The sequence below is a fragment of the Mucilaginibacter arboris genome (genome assembly GCF_009754915.1).
In the GTDB taxonomy this organism is placed as follows: domain Bacteria; phylum Bacteroidota; class Bacteroidia; order Sphingobacteriales; family Sphingobacteriaceae; genus Mucilaginibacter_A; species Mucilaginibacter_A arboris.
This window is the reverse complement of record NZ_WPIK01000017.1, coordinates 43,198-68,025: the sequence shown is the minus strand read 5'-3', so window position 1 is coordinate 68,025 and position 24,828 is coordinate 43,198. Positions and strand designations below refer to the sequence as shown.

Annotated in this window: 10 protein-coding genes; all 10 read left to right on the top strand. The window is 40.1% G+C overall.

Going from position 1 to position 24,828, the window contains the following annotated elements; translation table 11 throughout:
- The first annotated feature begins 59 nt into the window (after positions 1 to 59).
- Positions 60 to 2,912, top strand: a complete 2,853-nt coding sequence (locus GO621_RS16265; RefSeq protein WP_157568960.1) for a TIM-barrel domain-containing protein — start codon at positions 60 to 62, stop codon at positions 2,910 to 2,912.
- Positions 2,913 to 2,953: 41 nt separating this feature from the next.
- On the top strand, positions 2,954 to 5,851 hold the full coding sequence (gene galA / locus GO621_RS16260) for a beta-galactosidase GalA (RefSeq protein ID WP_157568958.1): 2,898 nt from the start codon (positions 2,954 to 2,956) through the stop codon (positions 5,849 to 5,851).
- Between the two features lie 154 nt (positions 5,852 to 6,005).
- Positions 6,006 to 8,423 carry a glycosyl hydrolase family 95 catalytic domain-containing protein gene (locus GO621_RS16255; protein WP_157568956.1) on the top strand — a complete coding sequence of 806 codons (2,418 nt, stop codon included), beginning with the start codon at positions 6,006 to 6,008 and terminating at the stop codon, positions 8,421 to 8,423.
- An 8-nt stretch (positions 8,424 to 8,431) separates the two neighbouring features.
- Complete coding sequence (locus tag GO621_RS16250) at positions 8,432 to 10,591, top strand: glycoside hydrolase family 3 C-terminal domain-containing protein (protein WP_157568954.1); 2,160 nt, start codon at positions 8,432 to 8,434, stop codon at positions 10,589 to 10,591.
- A 719-nt stretch (positions 10,592 to 11,310) separates the two neighbouring features.
- Positions 11,311 to 14,475, top strand: a complete 3,165-nt coding sequence (locus GO621_RS16245) for a SusC/RagA family TonB-linked outer membrane protein (RefSeq protein ID WP_157568952.1) — start codon at positions 11,311 to 11,313, stop codon at positions 14,473 to 14,475.
- An 11-nt stretch (positions 14,476 to 14,486) separates the two neighbouring features.
- Positions 14,487 to 16,058, top strand: coding sequence for a RagB/SusD family nutrient uptake outer membrane protein (locus GO621_RS16240; RefSeq protein ID WP_157568950.1), 1,572 nt, complete (start codon positions 14,487 to 14,489; stop codon positions 16,056 to 16,058).
- 28 nt (positions 16,059 to 16,086) lie between these two features.
- A complete protein-coding gene (locus tag GO621_RS16235; protein WP_157568948.1) occupies positions 16,087 to 17,307 on the top strand; it encodes a glycan-binding surface protein in 1,221 nt (406 codons plus the stop codon).
- 247 nt (positions 17,308 to 17,554) lie between these two features.
- Entirely contained in the window at positions 17,555 to 19,300 is a 1,746-nt protein-coding gene (locus GO621_RS16230) for an alpha-L-arabinofuranosidase (protein ID WP_157568947.1), read from the top strand.
- 259 nt (positions 19,301 to 19,559) lie between these two features.
- Positions 19,560 to 22,340 (top strand): glycoside hydrolase family 2 TIM barrel-domain containing protein, encoded by a 2,781-nt coding sequence (locus GO621_RS16225; RefSeq protein ID WP_157568945.1) that lies wholly within the window; start codon positions 19,560 to 19,562, stop codon positions 22,338 to 22,340.
- A gap of 49 nt (positions 22,341 to 22,389) precedes the next feature.
- Positions 22,390 to 24,795 carry a glycoside hydrolase family 31 protein gene (locus GO621_RS16220; RefSeq protein ID WP_157568943.1) on the top strand — a complete coding sequence of 802 codons (2,406 nt, stop codon included), beginning with the start codon at positions 22,390 to 22,392 and terminating at the stop codon, positions 24,793 to 24,795.
- Positions 24,796 to 24,828 lie beyond the last annotated feature (33 nt).

Below are 24,828 nucleotides of genomic sequence, written 5' to 3'. Positions count from 1 at the left end.
TTACAAACCAATTGTAGTAACAAATAAACTTGTTGCTAACATTTTAATTTTTATTTTTTATGAAGAAACCAATACATCGTATTGCGTGCCTGTTTACTGCCTTTTATTTGTTTGCTGCTGATGTAAATGCCCAAACAGGAAATTTAAAGAAACTGAGTGATGGCGTGCTTATTTCCTTGCCGGAAAACCAGCATACCAGATTATTGCAATTGCAGGTTGTGTCTGATAAGATTATCCATGTTACAGCTTCACCTGTTAATCAAATTTCTGCAGATAAAAGTCTGATGGCTATTCAGCAGAAAAAAGCAAAAGTTAAATGGACAGTAAGTGAGGCCGGAGATTTTATCCTGCTAAAAACAGCATCGGTACAAGTAAAAGCATCTTTAAAAACCGGAGTAGTATCTTTTATGGATGCAGCTGGAAAACCAGTTTTGCAGGAAGCTCTAACAGATTCCAAAAGTTTTGTTCCGGTTGCTAACGATGGCGAAGCTTCTTATCAGTTAAAACAAGTTTTTCAATCTCCTGCTGATGAAGGTTTTTACGGTTTAGGCCAGCACCAAAATGATGTGATGAACTACAAAGGACAGCAGGTTGAATTACTTCAGGCAAATACTGAGGTAGCCGTGCCTTTCCTGGTTTCCAGTAAAAATTATGGTATTTTATGGGATAACTATTCGATTACCAAAGTAGGCGATATACGTAATTATCAGCCTTTATCCGGTTTGAAATTGTTTTCTAAAGAAGGTGATCAAGGCTGGTTAACGGCAACTTATGCTGATAAAAATAATCCGAAAAATGTTTTTATTAGTCGGCCGGAATCTGATCTGGATTATTCTTTCCTGAAAGATATGAAAAACTTTCCGGCAGGTTATAAGTTGGAAAACGGTTTGGTTACTTATGAAGGTTCTATAGAATCTTCTTATTCTGGGTTGCATCACTTCCTCACTAAATATTCCGGTTATACAAAAATTTGGATTGATGGAAAATTGATTGCTGATAAATGGCGCCAGCCCTGGAATCCGGGAACAGAATTAACAGCAATCAACCTGGAAAAAGGGAAAAAATATGCTGTCAAAATAGAATGGATTCCTGATGGCGGAGAATCTTACCTGGCAATGCACTGGTTAAGTCCGATTCCGGAAAAAGATAAAAACACCTTTGCTTTTGCATCCGAAGCAGGAGATAATATCAATTACTACTTCGTTTATGGCAAAAATTCTGATGAAGTAATCAGTGGTTACCGCACCATCACCGGCAAAGCTACCATGATGCCAAAATGGGCAATGGGTTTCTGGCAAAGCCGCGAACGCTACAAAACGCAGGAGGAAATTTTATCAACCGCAAAAGAGTTTCGCGATCGTAAAATTCCGATAGATAATATTGTGGAAGACTGGTCGTATTGGAAACAGGACCAGTGGGGAAGCCAGGAATTTGATGAAACCCGTTTTCCTGATCCAAAAGGTATGATCAAGCAATTGCATGATGAACACATGCATATTATGCTTTCCGTTTGGGCAAAATTTTATGAAGGCATCAAAAATTATGATTACCTGAATAAAAACGGCTGGTTATATAAAAGAAATATAGCTAACCGCCAGCGCGATTGGATTGGAAAAGGTTATGTTTCTACTTTTTATGATGCTTTTAACCCGAAAGCGCGTCAGGCATTTTGGGATTTGATGAACAAGAATCTGTATTCAAAAGGTATCGATGCCTGGTGGATGGATGCTTCCGAGCCGGATATTTTATCCAACTCGGATATTACTTCCCGCAAGGAACAAAGCACGCCAACTTTTCTGGGTTCTTCTACCAAATATTTTAATGCTTTTCCGCTGGAAAATGCACAGGGGATTTATGAAGGACAACGCGGAACCAATCCAAATGACCGTGTATTTCTGTTAACCCGTTCTGCTTATGCTGGTTTGCAGCGTTATGCTACAGCAACCTGGAGCGGTGATATTGCTGCCCGTTGGGAAGATTTTAAAGCGCAAATTCCAGCTGGGATTAATTTCTCCATGTCAGGAATTCCTTACTGGACAATGGATGTTGGTGGTTTTGCAGTAGAGCGTCGTTATGAAAAACCAAATGAAAAAGACTTAGCGGAATGGCGTGAACAAATGACACGCTGGTACCAGTTTGGGTCTTTTGTACCACTTTTTCGTGTGCATGGCCAGTTCCCTTATCGCGAAATTTACAATGTAGCACCAGAAAATCACCCTGCTTATCAAAGTATGTTGTATTATGATAAACTGCGTTACCGTTTGATGCCTTACATCTATTCTTTAGTTGGTAAAACTTATCAGAAAGATTATACGCTGATGCGTGGTTTGGTAATGGATTTTGGTGCAGATCCTAAGGTGATGAATATAAACGATCAGTATATGTTCGGCCCTTCTTTGCTTATTAATCCGGTTTACCAATATCAGGCTAAAAGCAGAAAAGTTTATTTGCCGTCCGGAAATGGCTGGTATGATCTGTACAGCGGCAAATACCAAAACGGCGGACAGGAGATTACTGCCGATGCACCTTACGAACGCATTCCTGTTTTTGTAAAAGAAGGTTCTATTATTCCTGTTGGACCGGAAATTCAATATACAAGCGAAAAACCTGATGCACCTATTACTTTACATGTGTATGCTGGTAAAGATGCTTCATTTGATTTATATGAAGATGAAGGCACGAATTACAATTACGAAAAAGGCGCTTTCTCAACCATCAGCATTAATTATAGTGAAGGTAGCAAAACTTTAACTATTGGAGACAGAAAAGGCACTTTTTCTGGAATGGTAACTAACCGGACTTTTAACGTTGTGGTGATCAGCAAAAATCAACCTAAAGCTTTAAATTTTGAAGCAACAGCAAATCAAACTATTAAATATACCGGAAAAAACGTAAGCTTAAAAGTGCAATAGGGTTAATTATCTATAAATAGCAAAATTGCACTACTTCTTTTATGACTAAAAAATCTATACTAAGCTTATTAATAGTCGGGTTTTTGATTATTGCTGATCAAGGATTTTCACAAACACCGGCTTCATTATCAAGAGAACATTTGCTGATGGATTTTGGCTGGCGCTTTGCTTTTGGCCATCCGTTTGATCCGAGGAAGGATTTTGGTAATGGTACAGGTTATTTTTCTTACCTAAGTAAAACTGGTTACGGCGACGGTGCTGCTGCTCCAGGATTTGATGACCGTACCTGGCGAAAAGTTAACCTGCCGCATGATTGGGCGGTAGAACAGCCTGTTAATCAGAAAGCAAGTTACAGTCATGGTTTTAAAGCAATTGGCCGTAATTTCCCTGAAACAAGTGTCGGCTGGTACCGAAAAACTTTTCGTGTTCCGGCTGGAGATTTAGGCCGTAAAATCAGTATTGCTTTCGATGGTGTTTACCGGAATGCGATTGTTTGGGTAAACGGACATTATTTGGGCACAAACCCAAGCGGTTATTTAGGTTTTGAATACGACATCAGCAGTTACCTCAATTACGGAGGTGATAACATTATTGCCGTACGTGCAGACGCCACGATGGAAGAAGGCTGGTTTTATGAAGGCGCCGGAATATACCGGCATGTTTGGCTCAATAAAACCAGTCCTTTGCATGTGGCCAGCAATGGCACATTTATTACAACTGCTGTAAAAAGTAATTTGGCAGAAGTAACTGTTATGGCCACAGTTGTAAATGATGATGCTGTTGCAAAAACTTTCACCATAACACAAACTGTAATTGATGCCAATGGCAATCGTGTTGCAAGTTCATCTCCGAAGGAAATTGTTTTACAACCAATCAAAAGCAAAGAAATTTCGGATGTCATCGCCGTTCAGAACCCAAAACTTTGGTCGGTAGAAACACCTTATTTATATAAAGTTATCACCGAAATTAAGCAGGATAAAAACAGCATCGATACTTACACCACAACTTTCGGCATTCGTACCATCCGGTTTGATGCGAATGAAGGGTTTTTTCTGAACGGAAAACACGTTAAAATTAAAGGTACAAATAATCACCAGGACCATGCCGGTGTTGGTGTGGCCATGCCTGATGCTTTGCAGGATTTCCGGATAAAAACATTGAAAGCAATGGGCGCGAATGCTTATCGCTGCTCACATAATCCGCCAACACCAGAGTTGCTTGATGCCTGCGACCGTTTAGGAATGTTGGTGATCGATGAAAACCGTTTGATGGGAACGACGAGCACGCATTTGAATGATGTGCAGCGTTTGATTATGCGCGATCGGAATCATCCGAGCGTAATCAGCTGGTCTATTGGTAACGAAGAATGGAATGTAGAAGGCAGCATAACCGGCGCACGCATCGCCGAAACCATGCAGCGTGATGTAAAAAGTATGGATTCTACCCGTTTTGTTACCGCAGCCATAAGCGGTGGCTGGGGAAACGGAATTTCTACCGTGATTGATGTGATGGGCTACAATTACATTACGCATGGAAATACGGACGATCAGCATAAAAAATTTCCTGCTCAGCGTGGCTGGGGAACGGAAGAAGGTTCCACGCATGCTTCGCGAGGAGTATATTTTACGGATCGGGCCAAACAACAAATAGCCGCTTATGACAAAAGGCCGAACCAGGATTTTGTTAGTATTGAAGAAGGCTGGAAACATTATGCAGAACGCCCGTATTTAGCCGGCATGTTTATCTGGACTGGTTTTGATTATCGCGGAGAGCCAACACCTTTTCAATGGCCATCTACCGGATCTTATTTTGGGATGCTGGATCAATGCGGTTTTCCGAAAGACAACGTTTATTATTTGCGTTCATGGTGGACGAATCAGCCAACCTTACATATCCTGCCACACTGGAATTGGGAAGGTAAAAATGGCCAGGTCATAGCGGTTTGGGCTTACAGCAATTGTGATGAAGTGGAACTTTTCCTGAATAAAAAAAGTCTGGGCAAACAGCGTATGCCGTTAAACGGACATCTGGAATGGAGCGTAAATTATGCGCCCGGCGAACTGGAAGCAGTTGGATTTAAAGGTGGTAAAAAAAGCATCACCGATAAAGTAAAAACGACAGGCGAAGCGGTTGCGGTTGATCTTCGATCGAATCAGCAAAGTATCAATGCGGATCAGGAAGATATAGCGATGATTACGGTAGATGTAAAAGATAAAAACGGATTGCATGTTCCCACAGCCAATGATGAAATAGAGTTCAGCATAAAAGGCCCGGGAAAAATTATTGGTGTTGGTAATGGCGATCCGACCAGTCATGAAGCAGAACAGTTTCTGGAAACTATTCGTACGGTAAACGTTGATAATTTACGGGAAAAAAGTATTGCAGATATGAAAATCAATTCTGCAACAATCAATACTTATCCGGAAACAGATTTTGAGCCAGCTTTTCAAAAAGAAAGAGATAAAGCGTTTGGCACTGCTGTAAAAGCGTTGGTTTATCGCGGAAGTTTTGAATTGCCGGAAAATATCGATCAGGCTAAAATCACCTTCTTTTACCGCAGCATCGGCAAAGCGCAAACTTTGTATATTAATGGTAAGCAGATCGCTGAAAATATCCCCGAAAGCAAAAAAGGAAATACATTTACTTTAGATAAATCGCTTGTAAAACCTGGTAACAATACCCTAACCATCGTTGCTGCGCCTTTAATCAAGCAGCAAAGCTGGGATAATATCAACAGCAATCCCGGGTTGATACAGATTATTACACCCGCGCCTTCCTGGAAGCGAAAACTATTTAGCGGATTAGCACAAATTATCGTGCAATCAACCGGCGGAAGCGGAGATATTACGCTAACGGCAACCGCAAAAGGACTTAAACCAAAAGTATTAATTATTCATTCAACAACAACTAACCTTAGGCCACAAGTAGAAGAGGAGTAATATTCAAAGGTTACGAATGCGTTTATTATTGATGCTTCTTTTATCACCTAAAAAATTGGACATTCTATAATTTATCTTAAATAAAGTATAACCATGAATTATAGGGTTAAAAGAAGCATGATAGAATTTTAAACAGACTTAATAATAAATATTGATGAAGAAAAAATTTATCCTGTTTGCAGTAATTTTACCTGTTTTAACAACCCTAAAATCTTTTGCCCAGGACAACTATTTTCAAGTGCCCAAAAGAGGTGTTACCAGCTGGCAACCAGCAGCTAACTGGGAGCATTCCTTATTAACCGGAAACGGAACGATGGGTGCTTTGGTAATTGGTCAGCCGCATGATGAAACTATTATTTTGAGTCATGCGTTGCTGTATCTCCCGCAAAAACGTTCCGGGAAAGATTTTGAGCAAGCGGGCAAATTAACCGAAATCCGCCAGTTAATACAGGAAGGCAAGTTTACAGAAGCAAGCCAGGTTCCTGTAAAGCTGCGGGAAGAACAAGGTTATGCAGATCAGCGCGATCCGTTTATTCCGGCATTTCAGATAAAAGTGGAGCAGCAGCCGTCCAACATCAAACGTTATCAACGCTCAACCAATTTTGAAACCGGCGAAGCGATTGTAGATTGGCAGGACGAATTGGGAACTTTTGAACGCAAGGTTTTTGTTTCCCGCGCGGATAGTCTCGTGGTGCTTTCCATCAAAGGAACCGGGAAAATCAATTGTTCCATGAATTTTGAACATGTACCGATCGAATGGAACCAGTGGAAATTTGTAAATGAAAATGTAGGAGAGATGAAAGCCGGAGCCGAAGGGCAATGGCTGACTTACCAAAGCAGTTTTAAAAACCACAATCCGGGAGGTTTGCAGGGATATGAAGGCGCAGGAAGGTTGATTTTAAAAGGCGGAAGCAGCAAGGTGGAAAATGGAAAACTCATGATTACCAATGCTGATGAAGTTTTGCTGCTTACTAAAATTATGCCTTCTTATCATTATGAAAGCTCTAATCTGCCTTTGTTAAAGCAACAGCTCGAAGCAAAAAATACGGATTACCAGGCCATGCTTCTTTTACACACCAAAATTCATGGTGAGTTGTTTAACCGGATGAAACTGGATTTAAACGCAACCGCGCAGCAACGCGCTTTAAATAATGAAGAAATGCTGCTTCAGGTAAAAAAAGAACCTGCTGCGGCACAAATTGAACGCGCTTTTGATGCTGGCCGTTACAATATTATCAGTTCGATGGGCACGAATCCGCCAAACTTGCAAGGTTTATGGAGCGGAAACTGGTCTTCACCCTGGACCGGCGGTTTTACCACAGATGGCAATTTGCCTACAGCCGTTTCCATTGCTTTGCCCGGAAATATGCCTGAACTGATGAAAGCCTATTTCAGTTATCATGAAAAGCTGATGGATGATTTCCGCAAAGAAGCAAAGTTGTTATACAACTGCCGCGGCATTCACATTCCTGCTCAAATTACCACAACGGGAGTAGAAACAGATTTTGGCGGAACCTGGTGTTTAACTTTTTGGACTGGCGCCGCTGGCTGGACAGCCCATTATTTTTATGATTACTGGCTTTATACCGGCGATCAGGATTTTTTGAAAAACCATGCTTATCCTTTTATGAAGGAAGCAGCTTTGTTTTACGAGGATTTTTTAAAGACCGGAAAAGACGGAAAATATTTGTTTAATCCATCTTACTCGCCCGAAAATAATCCGGCAAACAGTCCTTCCCAGGCAACTTTAAATGCCACAATGGATGTGATGATTGCCAAACAGCTGTTAAGAAATTGCATTAACGCTGCCAAAGCTTTAAAAACAGATCAAGCCAAAATTGCACAATGGAAAAACATGCTGGCAAAAATGCCGGCATACGAAATCAATAAAGACGGCGCTTTGCAGGAATGGTGCACGCCTGATCTTCAAGATAATTATTCGCATCGCCATTCTTCGCATTTATATGCTTTGTATGATGAGGTTGATCCTGATTTCGCCAATAATCCCAAATTAACAGCAGCAGCAAATGTGGCCATAGAAAAGCGGATGAAATTCAGGATTGATGAAGGCGGCGGCGAAATGGCTTTTGGATTGGTGCAACTTGCTCTGGCTTCTGCACACATCGGTCAGGCAGAAAAAGCACAGCAAATTGTGGAATGGCTAAGCAGTAAATACTGGACTACGGGAATGGGTTCTTTCCATAATGTTGGCGGACTTTTTAATACGGATATCAGCGGCGGTTTGCCTTACGTCATCACCCAGATGCTTACTTATGCTGATCCGGGCAAAATTGCCTTGTTGCCAGCTCTGCCAAAAGAATGGACAAAAGGTAAAATAGAAGGTGTTTTGCTGCGCGGGCAAGTGGAAGTAAAAAGTTTAACTTGGGATGGTAAACATGTAGAAGCCGTTTTACAATCTCAGATGAATCAAAAAGTGGAATTACAACTTCCGGGCTTAATTGAAAAATTAGGCGGAGAAACCCAACTTCGCGCTTATCCGGCCCATCCCGGTTCGTATCAATTAACGCTTCCGGCCCTTCAAGAAGTACATTTAATTTTGGATTTGAAATAAATATGCAGATGGCAACGATCAAACATAGCTTTATTACGATTATTGTTTTTATATTTTGTGGGGCGGGGCGTTTACATGCGCAATATCAATACCCCTTTCAAAACCCTGATTTACCTGTCGAAAAGCGCATTGATAATATTATTTCTTTATTAACGCTGGATGAGAAGTTAGCTTGTTTAAGCACTGATCCTACCGTTAAAAGATTAGGCATAAAAGGGGCCGGACATGTAGAAGGTTTACACGGACTGGCCTTGGGTGTTATTGGCGGATGGGGTAAAAAAACGCCTGTTCCAACAACTATTTTCCCGCAGGCTATTGGCATGGCCGAAACCTGGGACCCGGAACTACTGCAACAAGCGGCTGATATTGAAGGCCACGAAACACGGTACATCTTTCAAAGTGAAAAATATAAAAAAGGAGGTTTAGTGGTAAGGGCGCCAAATGCTGATTTAGGCCGCGATCCACGCTGGGGCAGAACAGAAGAATGTTATGGAGAAGATGCCTTTTTTAACGGAACAATGGCCGTAGCTTATATTAAAGGTTTACAAGGGAACGATCCGAAATATTGGTTAACCTCCGCCTTGATGAAGCATTTTTTAGCCAATAGTAATGAACGTGGACGAGATAGTAGTTCTTCCAATTTTGATGAGCGTTTATGGCGCGAATATTATTCTGTTCCTTTTCGAATGGGCGTTGAGCAAGGTGGTTCTCGTGCTTTTATGGCATCTTATAATTCGGTAAATGGTATTCCTCAAGCTGTAAACCCAAGCCTTAAAAATATAACCGTAAAAGAATGGGGCCAAAACGGTATCATTTGTACCGATGGCGGCGCTTATAAAATGCTGGTTACCGCTCATCATTATTTCAAAACACCAGAAGAAGCGGCGGCAGCCTGTATTAAAGCCGGCATTAACCAATTTTTAGATAACTATTTAACAGGTGTAAAAACAGCATTGGAAAAAGGGTTGCTAAAAGAAGCAGATATAGACCAGGCACTTCGGGGCGTTTTCAGAGTAATGATCAAATTAGGCCAGCTTGACCCTCCCGAAAAGGTTGCTTATTCCAAAATAGGAGATGGCCCGGAACCCTGGCTATCAGAAAAAAACAAAGCATTTGCACGTTTAATTACCCAAAAATCGGTGGTTTTGTTAAAGAACAACCAGCAACTTTTGCCTTTAAATAAAAACACGGTTAAATCTATTGCTGTACTGGGCCCGCGTTCTGCAGAAGTTTTGCAGGATTGGTACAGCGGCTCTCCATCTTACAGTATTTCTCCTGCAGAGGGCATCAAAAATAAAGTCGGGGCGAATGTAAATGTAATGAATACCACAAATGATGATTTGGCGGTAAGCATGGCAAAATCAGCAGAAGTTGCTATCGTTTGTATCGGAAACCATCCAACAGGAAATGCAGGTTGGGCTAAAGTTTCTTCACAAAGTGAAGGTAAAGAAGCAGTTGACCGGCAGCAAATCACACTTGATTCTGCACAGGAAAAACTGATTCAAAGAGTTTATGCCGTTAATCCGAAAACCATTGTAGTATTAATAAGCAGTTTTCCATATGCCATTAATTGGGCCCAAGCAAATATTCCTGCGATTATACATGTAACCCATTGCAGCCAGGAGCTGGGAAACGCTTTAGCCGATGCTCTTTTTGGCGATATAAATCCTGCGGGAAGATTAGTACAAACCTGGCCAAAATCGCTCGAACAACTTCCGCCAATGATGGATTATAATATCAGAAACGGACGCACTTATCAGTATTTTACAGGCGAACCGCTTTATCCTTTTGGTTTTGGGTTGAGTTATACCAGTTTCAGCTACGCGAATTTTAAACTTAGTGCTGCTAAAATGAGTACGAAAGGACAGATTACGGTTAGCGTAGATGTTAAAAACACGGGGAGGAAAGCTGGAGATGAAGTTGTACAGTTGTATGTAAGTCATCAAAACTCAAAGGTTGCACGTCCGATTAAAGAACTTAAAGCGTTTAAACGGATCACCCTAAATCCAAATGAAACCCAAACAATGAAGTTGTTACTGAATGCAGAAGCACTACAATATTGGAATGTAAAGCAGAAACGATTTGTGGTTGAAAAAGATAAACTTAAAGTGATGGTTGGCGCATCTTCAGCAGATATTAGAGGCGAAGGATTTTTGGTAGTTAAATAAGATTGACCAGAAAATTTACTCGGAAACAAATTTTACCCTTATAAAAGAAGCATTCTGATTTCCATAAATATTGTTGGCTTCATGCACGTTTTTAAAAGGATACAACAGTTAATTAAAAAGTGCTTTTTATTATGTTAATTCATTTTAATCTACTCTAAATCAGATAATTAAACTGAATTAACATTTGTGCCCCTATTTCTTAACATTTACATTCATTACCTGTTCTATTTTTATCCTCATAAACCAAATAAACTAATGGGCAGCTCTATTTTGTTGTTGTTCCAAGTACTTTGCTAAATCAATTGTAGTAATAAATAAACCTGTTGCACTTATTTAATTTTTTATGAAGAAACGTGTACATCAGATTTTGTGCCTGTTTTTAGCTGTTTTTTTGTTTCCTGCTGATATGGATTATATGCAATCAGTCAACATTAAAAAATTGCAAACAGTTGTACTTATTTCCTTTTCAAACAACGGGTATGCCAGGCTGCGGTCGGAAGTCATATCAGATAAAATAATCTCTTTTACTAAAGCAAATCGACCGAAAAGTGATAAAAACTTAAGGTTGGATAATCTAAAAAGCTGTTCCTAAACTCTGTGCTAACCAAACTATAGCACAGTTTAAATTGAATAGGAACCTAGCTATCATACTATATCTAATTAAACAATAAACCAATTTATATGAACCAATTATTTACTAACCTAAATTCATTTGTAAAATGAAGAAAAAATTAAAAAGAATAGCCATAAGTAACAGTTTCTTACTTGTTGTTATTACCCTGTTTTTTTCCTTTACCGCTTATGCACAGATAGGGCAAATAGCGGGTAAAGTAACCGGTGCCGATGATAAACAAGCTTTACCAGGCGTAACGGTAAGGGTGAAAGGGGCCAATACGTTTGCACCCACAGATATTAATGGTAATTACCGTATTCAAGCAAAGGAAGGCGACGTCCTCGTTTTTTCATTCATTGGTTTTCAAACGAAAGAAGTTGCCGTTGGTAAAAATACTACGGTTAATGTTGTATTAAATAGTTCATCCAGTAATTTAAATGAAGTGGTTGTAATAGGTTATGGTACGGCCAAGAAATCTGACTTAACCGGCGCAGTATCATCTGTAACGTCAGCTGATATATTAAGAACGCAGCCCACTACAATAGACCAAGCGCTGCAGGGAAAAGTTGCCGGGGTTGTTGTTCAGCAGGTTTCGGGCCAGCCAGGCGGAGCTGTAAATATACAAATACGGGGGATAGGCGGTTTTTCTGGTACGCCGCCTTTATATGTAATTGATGGGATACAAATCCCGCCCAGCGCTCAGTCGCCTATTGGCGGCAACGGTACCAATCCTTTATCCAGCATCGATCCTTCCCAAATTGCTACAATAGATGTGTTAAAAGATGCCTCTGCTACTGCAATCTATGGTTCGCAGGCATCAAATGGCGTAATTATTATCACAACAAAAAAAGGAACAAGTGGCGCTCCGACGATCAGCTATGATGGATATTATGGCTGGCAAAAATTGCCTAAGTATTACGACGTAATGAACTTGCAGCAGTATGCTACTTTTATGAATGAAAAAGCAGCTATTATTGGTTATGATTTTCGGCCGCAGTTTGCAAACCCTAAATATTTGGGCCTGGGTACTAACTGGCAAAAAGCATTATACAGGACTGCTCCCATGCAAAACCACAATGTGGCCGTTAGTGGTGGCGATGCCAGGACAAAATATTATTTGTCGGGCACCTATTTTTCTCAGGAAGGTATTGCTTTAGGATCTGATTTTCAAAGAACTTCTATAAAAGCAAATATTGATAACAAAACAACCGATTGGTTAAGAATAGGTACAAACATACAGTTGGCCCATGTAACTGAAAATGTAGCTACAAGCAATACGGGAGTTATTTTACAAGCTTTAAATCAAACACCGGATGTAAACGTAGTAAACCCTGATGGTACCTGGGGCGGTAACGATCCAAATATTTATGGTGCAACAGGCACTAACCCATTTGCATTGGCTTCTATTGTAAAAGACCTAAGAAACAGGAACCAGGTGCTGGGAAATGCTTATGCTGAAATTCAATTTACAAAAGACCTTACCCTTCGTAATGAAGTATCCGGAAATTTCGATTTTGCTACAGAAGACTATTTTAACCCTACTTATACCATGGGGGCATATTCTCATAATACCAATTCGGGAACTGCTACAAGCGCACAGAATTTTTATTACTCGGTTACTAATTTTTTAAATTACTCGCACACTTTTCACAGCAAATATTACTTCAATATAACGGCTGGGCACGAAGCTCAATTACTTAATAGCAATAGTGTATCTGCTACCAGGACTAATTTTGCAAGCAATAATGTAACTTCCATAAGCACTGGCGATGCTACAACTGCAACTAATACCGGTACTAAAGGACAAGGGGCACTCGAAGCTTATTTTGGCCGTGCAAACTTTACGTACAATGACAAATATTTATTAACGGCCACGGTACGTCGTGATGGTTCTTCAAAATTTGCAGTAGCAAACAGGTGGAATACCACCTACTCAGGAGCTTTAGCATGGAAAATAAACCATGAAGATTTCCTGAAAGATATAAAAGCTATTAATGATCTGAAACTTAGGCTGGGTTATGGTTTGGTAAATAACCAAAACATTGCCGAGTATGCTTACGGTTCAACTTTAACAACTGTAGCAACAGGATTATCAGGAAATTCGCAGTTAACTTCTACTACCGGAAACCCTGATATAAAATGGGAAACAACCAGGTCCTATAACGTGGGATTGGATGCCAGTATTTTAAACAGCAGGATCCAGTTTTCTGCCGATGCTTATTATCGTAAAACCTCCAACTTATTATTAAGCCTTACAGAGCCTTTTTATTCAGGTACTTTTCCTTCAGGCGGATATTCGCCAGGTGCCGTTCGGGCTCCTTACGTTAACATTGGTTCTGTAAGCAATAAAGGTTTTGAATTTTCATTAACAACTGCCAATATCAGATCTAAAAGCTTTAACTGGAGAACAACTCTTACACTTTCCAGGAATAAGAACACTATTCTTGCTTTAGCTTCTGGTACGCCAGCTCTTTATGGCTCAGTTACTAAAACCATTGTAGGCCGTTCTATCGGTGAGTTTTACGGTTATCAGGCTATCGGGATTTATAAAAATGCGGCAGATTTTGCTAAATATCCTGCAAGGCCGCAAAATGGAAGCGGGCCAATACCAATTACAAATGGTTCCGGTGGTGTTTGGGTAGGTGATGTTATTTTTAAAGACCTTAATAATGATGGTAAAATTGATGCGAACGATCAAACGTTTTTAGGTTCGCCTATACCAAAGTTCCAATACGGCATTAATAATACTTTTAACTTTAAAAACCTTGACCTGACAGTATTTATGACAGGTGATTATGGCAATAAAATTTATAACCAGCTTAGTGTTAATGCAAATAATCCGAATCAGAATTTTGGTTATTTCCCAAGTGTTTTGAATTTTGCTAACATTGGGTTAATCAATGCTGCAGGTTCTACAACGGATATTAATAATGTATATATCACCAATCCCACTACCAATATTACCAGGATAAGCCAGAGCAGCGGCAATGGTAATCAGCGTTTTTCTGACAAGTATATTGAAAACGGATCTTTTTTAAAATGTAAGAGTATTGCTTTAGGCTATAGTTTCCCGCCTGCCCTGTTATCTAAAATACATTTAAGGTCGCTGCGCCTTTATGCTAATGTAACCAACGTGTTTACTATAACCAAATATACCGGGTATGATCCTGAAATTGGTTCATGGAACCCTTTAGAAGCAGGTATTGATAATGGATATTATGCACAGCCACGGGTTTATACAGTTGGCCTAAACGTCTCTCTAAACAAATAAAATTTACGATTATGAAACTGATTAAAATATATATTTTTTCTTTGCTTGTCATCATACTGATGTACAGTTGCAAAAAGGAATTTCTGAACCGGCCTCCTTTAACAGGATTAACTACTGATAACTTTTATAAAAGCAGCTCCGACCTTAGGCTTGCTACTGCTGCTGTTTATGCGCAGCCTTGGTGGGGTTGGAATGATTTCTGTCTTCTTGGTATCGGCGATATTATGAGCGGTAACATGTTGCAGCCTTACAATTCTGCTTTAGTGCAATTTACAACTTTTTCTATCACCAGCGACAATGCCTATATCGCTCAATCATGGAAATCCTTTTATGATGTGATAGCACATTGTAACATCAATATAAAAGCTATTAACACCAAATTGCCGGATAGTGTATCTACTGTAAGTAAAAATAGAGCTCTTAGCGAATTGAGGTTTTTGCGTGCAACGGCTTATTATCACGTGGCCATGTTATGGGGTGCGGTGCCTATTATTGAAGACAATGACAAGCTGATTGCTAATCCTTTAGTTCCGCGCCATAAGCTTACTGATGTTTATAAATTTATCATAAACGATTTAAGGTACGCGGCTACTAATCTGCCAAAAACAGATCAGGCGGGGCGTGTAACTACATGGTCTGCGCAGGGTATGCTGGCTAAAGTATATTTAACCAGGGCTGGTTTAGGCCAGAGTGGTGCCAGGAGTCAAACTGATTTGGATAGCGCAGCCTATTATGCAGGCAATGTTTGTAACACAAGCGGCTTAACGCTTTTATCAAGTTATTACAATCTTTTCAGAACACAGTATAACGATAATTCTGAGTCGCTGTTTGCATTTCAATGGGCACCAGGTGTAGGTTATGGTAATGGTAATAGTATAGAAGCACAGTTTGCACCCAGCGGAAGCCTTGTTACCGGTGGTGGTGGCTATGGAGGTGCTATTGGCCCAACACTTGATCTTGCCAATTTATATACTACACAAGATTCTATACGCCGTAAAGCTACTTTTATGCTTACCGGCGATCGTTACCCCGAATTAAATGCCGCAGGTGGTGGCTATACCGCAACTGGTGTAAACGTTAAAAAACATGTAGTAGGTACGGCTGCTGATAACAATTCGCCTACAATGGATCTTTGGTCGTCTATCGAACATAATACGGTATTACGGTTAGCCGATGTATATTTGATATATGCAGAAGCTTTGTTAGGTAATAATAGTTCAACTACAAATGCTACGGCCTTGCAGTATTTTAATGCGGTAAGAACAAGGGCCGGTGTTAGTACGGTAACAAGTATTACGCCAGCAATTTTGATGAAAGAAAGAAGGATTGAATTGGCATTTGAAGGCCAGTATTGGTTTGATCTGGTCCGTCTTTCTTACTATAATCCACAAGCTGCAAGCGCTGCACTTAACACTCAGGTACGGCAGCAATTTACTTACGCTCCTGCAACAGGTGTAAAAACGCCGGTAGTCAATGGCCTGATCATTACGCCAGCAACTGCTTCCACGTTTACCTTGCCCATACCAGCCAATGATCAAACTGCTGATCCAAAACTGTTAGAAGCACCAGTAGCATATTATTAATATACTTAGAATTCATTATTCAAAAAACATGAAAAAGCTACGCTATAATATTCATTTATTGCTTGTTTCGATTACAGCAATAATCCTTATACAAACGGGTTGTAAAAAAGAAACTTCGTATTCTACCGGAACACCTGTTATTACCCGTATCCGCAATTATGTTGCAAGCCCCGGCGATTCTGTTTTAAGCAAAGTCGGAACCGGGCAATGGGTTGTTATTTCGGGACGGAATTTAAAAGGCGCCCTTCAAATTTATTTTGATGGTACGGCAGCTTCTTTTAACGATGCCTGGTTTTCTGATACCAGCGCCATTGCATTAATTCCGGCTGTTATCGCTTTCCCATCGGTTCCAAGCAAGCAGCTTAATACCATCCGGTACGTAACTACACATGGCGAAACCACCTTTTCTTTCCCTATTGTTGCTCCTGCCCCTTCAATTACCAGTATCTCAAACGAAAGTGCAAATGCCGGCGATTCTGTTAAAATTAACGGGTTAAATTTTTTCTTTATCAAAAGCGTCGTTTATGCAGGTAAAACAATTACCAGCTATACCGCTTCAAATGATGGTACCACTATTAGTCTGGCCGTTCCTGCTGGCATAACAACTGGTGGACCGGTAAGCGTTACTACAAACTCCGGTTCCGCTACAACGACTTTCAATGTTGAAGATTTTGTAACCGGCGTATTTTGTAATTTCGATGCTATCAATACCTATCCTTGGGGTTCAAACACTTCAAATAGTTCTACAAATTATCCAGGCAATACTGGTTATTATGATGTCATTGGTGCAACTAATCTTCCTGCTGGTGGAACAGATTGGTATAATTCTCCGCACTCCATCAACCTTAATGCTGCACAATGGGTCCCAAAGGCAGATATAGCAAACAGTTTAGATAGTTATGCCGTAAAGTTTGAAATATCTGTTCCGGCTACTACACCCTGGATAAATGGTACGCTGTATATTTTAGTAAATTACAAATTTACTTATATGGCTGCGTACAGCCCATGGCAAAATGCAAATGGTACAACAACTCCGTTTACTACAAAAGGCTGGCAAACAGTAACGATCCCGCTATCAAGCTTTAATGTAAATAACGGTGCAGCAGGTGTGCCACCAGCATCAATAACAGCCTTAGTAGGTTCAAGTGGTAATAATGCAATGGAGTTTATGTTTATGAATTATGGCAAAACTCCGGTTGTTAAATTTGCAGCTGGTATTGATAACATTCGGGTTGTAAAAATTAAATAAAAAAAACTGTTAATTAAAGGCAGAGTGCTGTTAGGTATTCTGCCTTTAAACTAAATAAGAAAGCTGTAACAGGTATTTTAAATTGTCGGACACATTTTTAATGCTTCTTTTATCATCTAAAAAATGGAGCGTTCCATCCTTTATATATATAATTGATAAAAATATAAACATAAATTTGATAGGGCTAAAAGAAGCATGAGAAGGCAGTTTTTAGCTAAGGATTTAACTGCTTCATATACATCTACCCGTGAAAAAGAACCGTTTTAAATATATTTATTCTTGCTTATTTCTTCTTGCTTTAGTTAGTTGCAAAAAAGGCAGTAAAGATGATATTGCAAATAATAATACCACCACTACAACAACTACTACAGTTACACCGCAAGCCGATGCTCCTGTAGCTAAATCTATAGGGTTTTTTTTAGATGATTGGGCGCCAAAAAATTTTACTGCGCCCGCCTTTACAGATATTGCAAAACCCGACAATGCTACTGTTACAATAAATGTAGATTATAGTAAAGTAGTTACCAAAGTATCAAAGTATTTATTTGGTAATAACACTAATCCTTACATGAGCCAGATTGTAACGGAACCTGTTTTACTTAATAATATTAAAACGCTTTCTCCTAATATATTGCGTTTTCCGGGTGGAAATATATCGAGCGTTTACTTTTGGAATGCTTCTCCCGGAAATGAAAGGCCTTCAGATGCCCCTACAACTTTATATGACTCTGATGGAAATCCAACAGCAGCATCCTATTGGGGAGGTAAAAAAACAGATAGCTGGACGCTTTCATTAGATAATTACTACAATACTTTACAGCAAACCAACAGTACGGGAATTATTACGGTTAACTATAGCTATGCACGTTATGGTTTGAGTACGCATCCGGATCAAATGGCAGCACATTTAGCTGCCGATTGGGTACGATATGATAAAGGCCGAACAAAATATTGGGAAATTGGTAACGAAAGTGACGGGCCGTGGCAAGCGGGCTGGAAAATAGACATTTCTAAAAACAAGGATGGACAGCCGGAAATCATTAATGGTGGGTTGTATGGAAAGCATTTTAAAATATTTGCCGATTCGATGCGAAAGGCTGCAACTGAAATTGGTGTACAGATTAAAATTGGGGCACAGTTAGTACAAACTGATCCTGTAAACGCATGGAACGCAGTTGATAAGACATGGAATTCCGGTTTTTTTGCTTCAGCTGGTGATTATGCCGATTTCTATATTGTTCATGATTATTATACATCACAAAGCAATGAATCAGCAGCCACTATTCTTAATTCACCGGTAACAGAGTCAAAAGCAATGATGGATTGGATGAATACCACGACTACACAAGGTGGTGTTCCTTTAAAACCTGTTGCATTAACAGAGTGGAACCTTTTTGCTACTGGTTCCAAACAAATGGTCTCTAATGTTGCAGGAATACATGCTACAATGGTTTTAGGCGAACTGCTCAAAAATAACTTTGGTATGGCAAGCAGATGGGACCTGGCAAATGGATGGAGTAATGGCGATGATCAGGGAATGTTTAACCAGGGAGATGAACCTGATGGAATAAGTAAATGGGGCGCACGGCCGGCTTTTTATTACATGTACTACTTTCAAAAGTATTTTGGCGACCGGATGATTAGCTCAACCGTGCAAAATAATGCAGATGTTTTGAGTTATGCCTCGTCATTCAATTCAGGAGAAGCCGGAATAGTTATTGTCAATAAGGGAACTTCAACCCAAACGATAAATATCAGCTTACAAAATTTTGTTAGCGGCAGCCGCTATTACTATTACACGTTTGTAGGCGGGAATGATAACGGTGAATTTTCCCGTAAGGTTTATATTAATGGCAATGGACCAGATGGCGCTGCCGGCGGACCATCAAATTATTTAACATTAAAAGCTAATGCATCAACTATACAAGGAGGAATTAAAGTTTTGGCACCTCCAAGATCAGTTGTTTTTGTTGTAGCTGAGGGTAAAAAATAATATAAATGCAGTTTAGTTTGATTTTAAAAAATTGCAATGCTTCTTTTAGCACTATAAAATTTGTGTCTGCCTTTTGTACGAAAGTATAGAAACTTTCTATTTTTTGTGTGATAAAAGAAGCATGTAACAAACCAGCATGAAAAAGAATTGGTCGAAACTATTTTAACAATCACATCATATAGATTAAAACAAATTATTTAAAAATTACAAACAGAAAAAAGTATTGAACGTCAATCGGAACAGCCCAATAAACCTCTTAATGTTAAGGATACTTAATTTAATCTTTAAAAGAAGCACATCACTTTTAATAATCCTACTGTTAGGAGGTAAAATATTTGCGCAACAAACGATCATACAATATCTTTCTGGCACCGATAAAGACCATACTGTTACCTGGGATTTTTACATTAATACCGGGATGAAAAGTGGTTCGTGGAACAAAATCCAGGTTCCATCTAATTGGGAGCAGCAGGGTTTCGGCACGTATAATTATTATCGCGACACCGAAAACCCTAACGAACAGGGTAAGTATAAATACAACTTTAAAGTGCCTGCTTCAAATTCAAATAAAAATGTTTTTATCGTTTTTGAAGCATCGATGACGGAAACGGAAGTTAAAATCAACGGACAACTTGCTGGCCCGATTCACCAGGGCGGATTTTACCGTTTCAAATACAATATTACTAAACTGCTTAACTTTAAAGGAGATAACTTACTTGAAGTTACGGTAAGTAAAAAGTCAACAAATGAATCCGTTAACCAGGCCGAGCGAAAAGCTGATTTTTGGTTGTTCGGAGGTATTTTTCGTCCGGTCTATCTGGAAATCGTCCCTCAAACTTATATAGACAGAATAGCCATCAACGCTAAAGCAAACGGTACACTTTACCTCGATGCGTTTACGGAAAATTTAGGTGATAAAAACAGTATGAAGGCCCAGGTGCAAAAGCTTAATGGCGAGCCTGTCGGATTACCTTTCACTGTAAAAACAGCAGCAGGACAACAAAAAGTAAGTTTACAGCAGCAAGTAAAAGGCATTTTACCCTGGAACCCCGAATCGCCAAATCTATATAATTTATCAGTAACGTTAAACGGGCCGCAAGGTATTGTTCATCAGGTAAAGCAACGCTTCGGTTTTCGTACTACCGAAATGAGGTTACAGGATGGTTTTTATGTTAATGACAAAAAAGTAATTTTTAAAGGTGTTTGCAGGCATAGCGAATGGCCGGAATCGGGACGGACATTAAGCAAAGAAATCAGTTTAATGGATGTAAAACTGATGAAAGAAATGAACATGAATGCGGTTAGAATGTCGCATTATCCGCCCGACCAGCATTTTCTGGATGTTTGCGATTCTCTTGGCATGTTCGTACTGGATGAATTAACCGGCTGGCAGGCAAAATACGATACAGAAGTTGGCAAAAAGCTGGTAAAAGAATTGGTGGTGAGAGATGTAAACCATCCATCAATTGTACTTTGGGACAATGGTAACGAAGGCGGCTTTAATACAGATCTGGATGCCGAGTATCCAAAATACGATCCGCAGCAACGCTGGGTAATACATCCATGGGAAAAATTTAATGGTACAGATACCAAGCATTATCCAGATTATAATTATGTAGTTAACGCAGTGCTGTATGGAAAGGAAGTGTTTTTTCCAACTGAATTTATGCACGGCCTTTATGATGGCGGACAAGGAGCTGGTTTAGAAGATTTTTGGGATGAGATGAGTAAGCACCCGCATTTTGCAGGCGGTTTTTTATGGTCTTTTCATGATGAAGGCGTAGCGAGAACAGATCGGAACGGACAAATAGATGTACAAGGAAATTCGGCACCTGACGGTATTTTAGGCCCGCACCGGGAAAAAGAAGGAAGTTTTTATACGATAAAAGAAGTATGGTCGCCTGTTCAAATTGGAAATAAGTACATTCCTGAAGTGTTTGACGGAAGGTTGGAGATAGAAAACAAATACATTTATACAAACCTGAATAAATGCACTTTTAAATGGAAGCTGGTAACATTGGCTTCACCAAATGATGTTAATCTTCAATCTAAAATCAACGCATCAGGAAACGCAGTTCCGATAAACGTGGAACCGGGAGCAAAAGGTTTTTTACATCTCAACTTGCCTGCTGACAGAAAAAACAGCAATGCTCTTTATGTAACAGCTATCGATCAATATAATAAAGAGATTTTTACCTGGAGCTGGGCGTTAAAAGCTCCTGAAAGTGCAATCAAAAATTATGCTGATAAAAGAAGCATTAAGATAGATACGACATTGCAGGACGGAATTTTCATGGTGAAAGCAGATGTATTAAGCTATTATTTCGATACCAAAACCGGCTTTCTGCAAAAAGTAGTCACAGTAAAATCGACCATTAATTTATCTGAGGGCCCAGCATTGGCAGGCGTAAAAAACACGCTAAAAAAGTTTAACCATTATGCTTTGGGGAATGATTATTATATTGTAGAGGCCCAATACGAAGGCGACCTAAAGTTTACTGTGAAATGGACTTTCAGTTCAGGCAAGCCGGCAAAGCTCAATTATCAATATGGTCAAAAAGGCGAATTTGATTTTTCTGGGATCACTTTTAATTTTCCCGAAGAGCAGATCACCGGTATGAAATGGGAAGGCCGAGGCCCGTACCGGGTTTGGAAAAACAGATTGAAAGGGCAGCAATTTGGCGTTTGGCATAAGGATTACAACAATACAATAACCGGCGAGAGCTGGATTTATCCGGAATTTAAAGGTTATCATGCAGATGTATATTGGGTAACTGTTGAAAATAAACAAGCTCCTTTTACGGTTTACATGGATCAGAAAGACATGTTTTTCCAGATGCTAAAACCCGGTAAACCAGTGGGTGCAAATAATGATAATACAAACCCGCCCTTCCCCGAAGGGAACTTAGGGTTTTTGAATGCCATTAGCCCTATCGGTACAAAGTTTCAACCGGCAGATAAAATGGGACCACAAAGTCAGAAAAATATGCAGTTAAACTATTCACCTGTAAAAGGAACTCTCTGGTTTGATTTTAAATAAATAAGCCAGTTAAAAGATTGAAAATTACCCGATAAAAGAAGCATTACCAATGATAAAAACTACAACTAAAAAAATTATTTTTCTAAGCGCCATCTTATGGATGTTTGCAGCCACAAAAGTATCAGCGCAGTTACAAGACATGAAGCTCCTGAACGTGCCGATTGATATCAGTAACGATTTCAAAGATTTCACAAATACTTATTATCTGGCTGATAGTTTATCTTCTTTTGATCCGGTTACGGCAACCGGGAAAATCACTTACAAACGATATAATTACGCCACGAGGCAAGCCTTTAACAACATGCTCGGCGTATTGCGGCCTGTAGCTGCTAATGAATTTCCGACTACAGAGTACGAAGCATCGCCTAAACTCCCATTTTCCATACAATTTGTTTCTGCCCGCACGGTTCGTGTGCGTGCTACTTCCGGTTTCCAGGTAAAACCGGATCAGGAATCGTTAATGCTGGTGAACGGAAAAGCACCGGTTGATAAAAGTGACTGGAAATACAGTAAGATTTCGGGTGGCCACCGTTATACCAGCCAGTACGGTTCTGTCACTATTTTAGAACATCCCTGGCATGTAGAATTTCGGGATGCGACAGGAAAACTGCTGACTAAAACCGTTCATAACCAGGATAATATCGATTCTACTTATACACCTGTTTTGCCGTTTTCCTATGTGCGGCGCGCGGCAGATTATTCGCGCAGCATGTCGGCCGCGTTTTCGCTTTCTCCGGGAGAAAAAATATTTGGTTGCGGCGAATCGTTCGCGTCCTTCAATAAAAGAGGGCAAAAAGTGGTTTTGTGGGCCGATGATGCCAATGGCGTACAAAACGAAACGATGTACAAACCTATCCCGTTTTTTATGAGCAGCCGCGGTTATGGCATGTTTATGCATACTTCTACACCGATTACCTGCGATTTTGGTAAATATTTCAGCGGCGTAAATTCGCTAATGATAGGAGACGATGAGCTGGATCTGTTTGTGTTTTTAGGCGAACCGAAAGACATTCTGAACGAGTACACTAATTTAACCGGGAAAGCAACCATGCCGCCGCTTTGGTCTTTTGGTTTCTGGATGAGCCGGATTACGTATGTTTCTGAACAAGACGGACGCGATGTTGCCGCCAAACTGCGGGCAAATAAAATCCCGGCAGATGTGATCCATTATGATACCGGCTGGTTTACTACCGATTGGCGGACAGATTACAAATTTGCACCTGATCGTTTTAAAGATCCGGCAAAGTTAATGTCGGATTTAAAGAAAGACGGTTTTCATGTTTCACTTTGGCAGCTTCCTTATTTCACACCTAAAAACACCTTTTTTAACGAACTGGTTAAAAATAATTTAGTGGTAAAAGATGGCAAGGGAAATCTGCCTTATGAAGATGCAGTGCTTGATTTTTCCAATCCGGCTACCGTAAAATGGTATCAGGATAAAATTGCTGGCTTGCTAAAATTAGGCGTAGGTGTGATCAAAGTAGATTTTGGCGAAGCCGCACCAAATAACGGTTTGTACCATTCTGGCCGGACAGGTTTTTACGAGCATAACTTGTACCCATTACGCTACAACAAAGCAGTTGCCGATATTACCAGACAGGTTAATGGTGAAAATATCATTTGGGCGCGCAGTGCCTGGGCCGGTAGTCAGCGTTATCCGTTACATTGGGGCGGCGATGCGGCCAATACCAACACAGCAATGGCTGCTGAATTGCGCGGCGGATTATCTTTCGGCCTTTCCGGCTTTGCTTTCTGGAGCCATGATATGGGCGGATTTGTATTGAAATCACCAGAAAACCTGTATGCAAGATGGGCAGCATTTGGACTACTTTCCTCTCACAGTCGAAGTCATGGTGCGCCACCAAAAGAACCTTGGGAATACAGTCCGGAGTTTTTAAAAACCTTTAGGCTAACAGACGAAACACGCTATAAATTAATGCCTTACATCTACGCGCAGGCAAAAGATTGTACAGAGCGCGGTTTGCCAATGGTTCGTGCCTTATTTGTAGAATATCCGAACGATCCGGGTTCCTGGCTGGTTGATGACCAGTATTTGTTCGGTTCCGACATTTTAGTTGCTCCGCTTTTTGAAAATGTGGCAGAACGTGATGTGTATTTGCCGCCGGGACAATGGATCGATTATCAAACCGGACAAGTATATAACAACGGCTGGAATAAAATTAAAGCAGGGCCGATCCAGGCAATTATCCTGGTAAAAGAAGGTGCAGTTATACCTCATATCAAACTTGCCCAATCTACCATGCAAATGGATTGGTCTGCACTTGATCTTGTTTCCTATGCTATTAAAGGAGAGAAAGCTACTGCCCTGATTTGCCTTCCGTCTGATAATGTGCTGCGTAGAATAAATGTGTCAGGCACTTCGGTATCGAATGATGCTTTTTCTGGCAAAGTAAAATTGCAGGTAAAACCTTATACCGCTACCATCCCAAAATAAGGAGCAAGTTTGATAATCATGCTGCTCAAATTG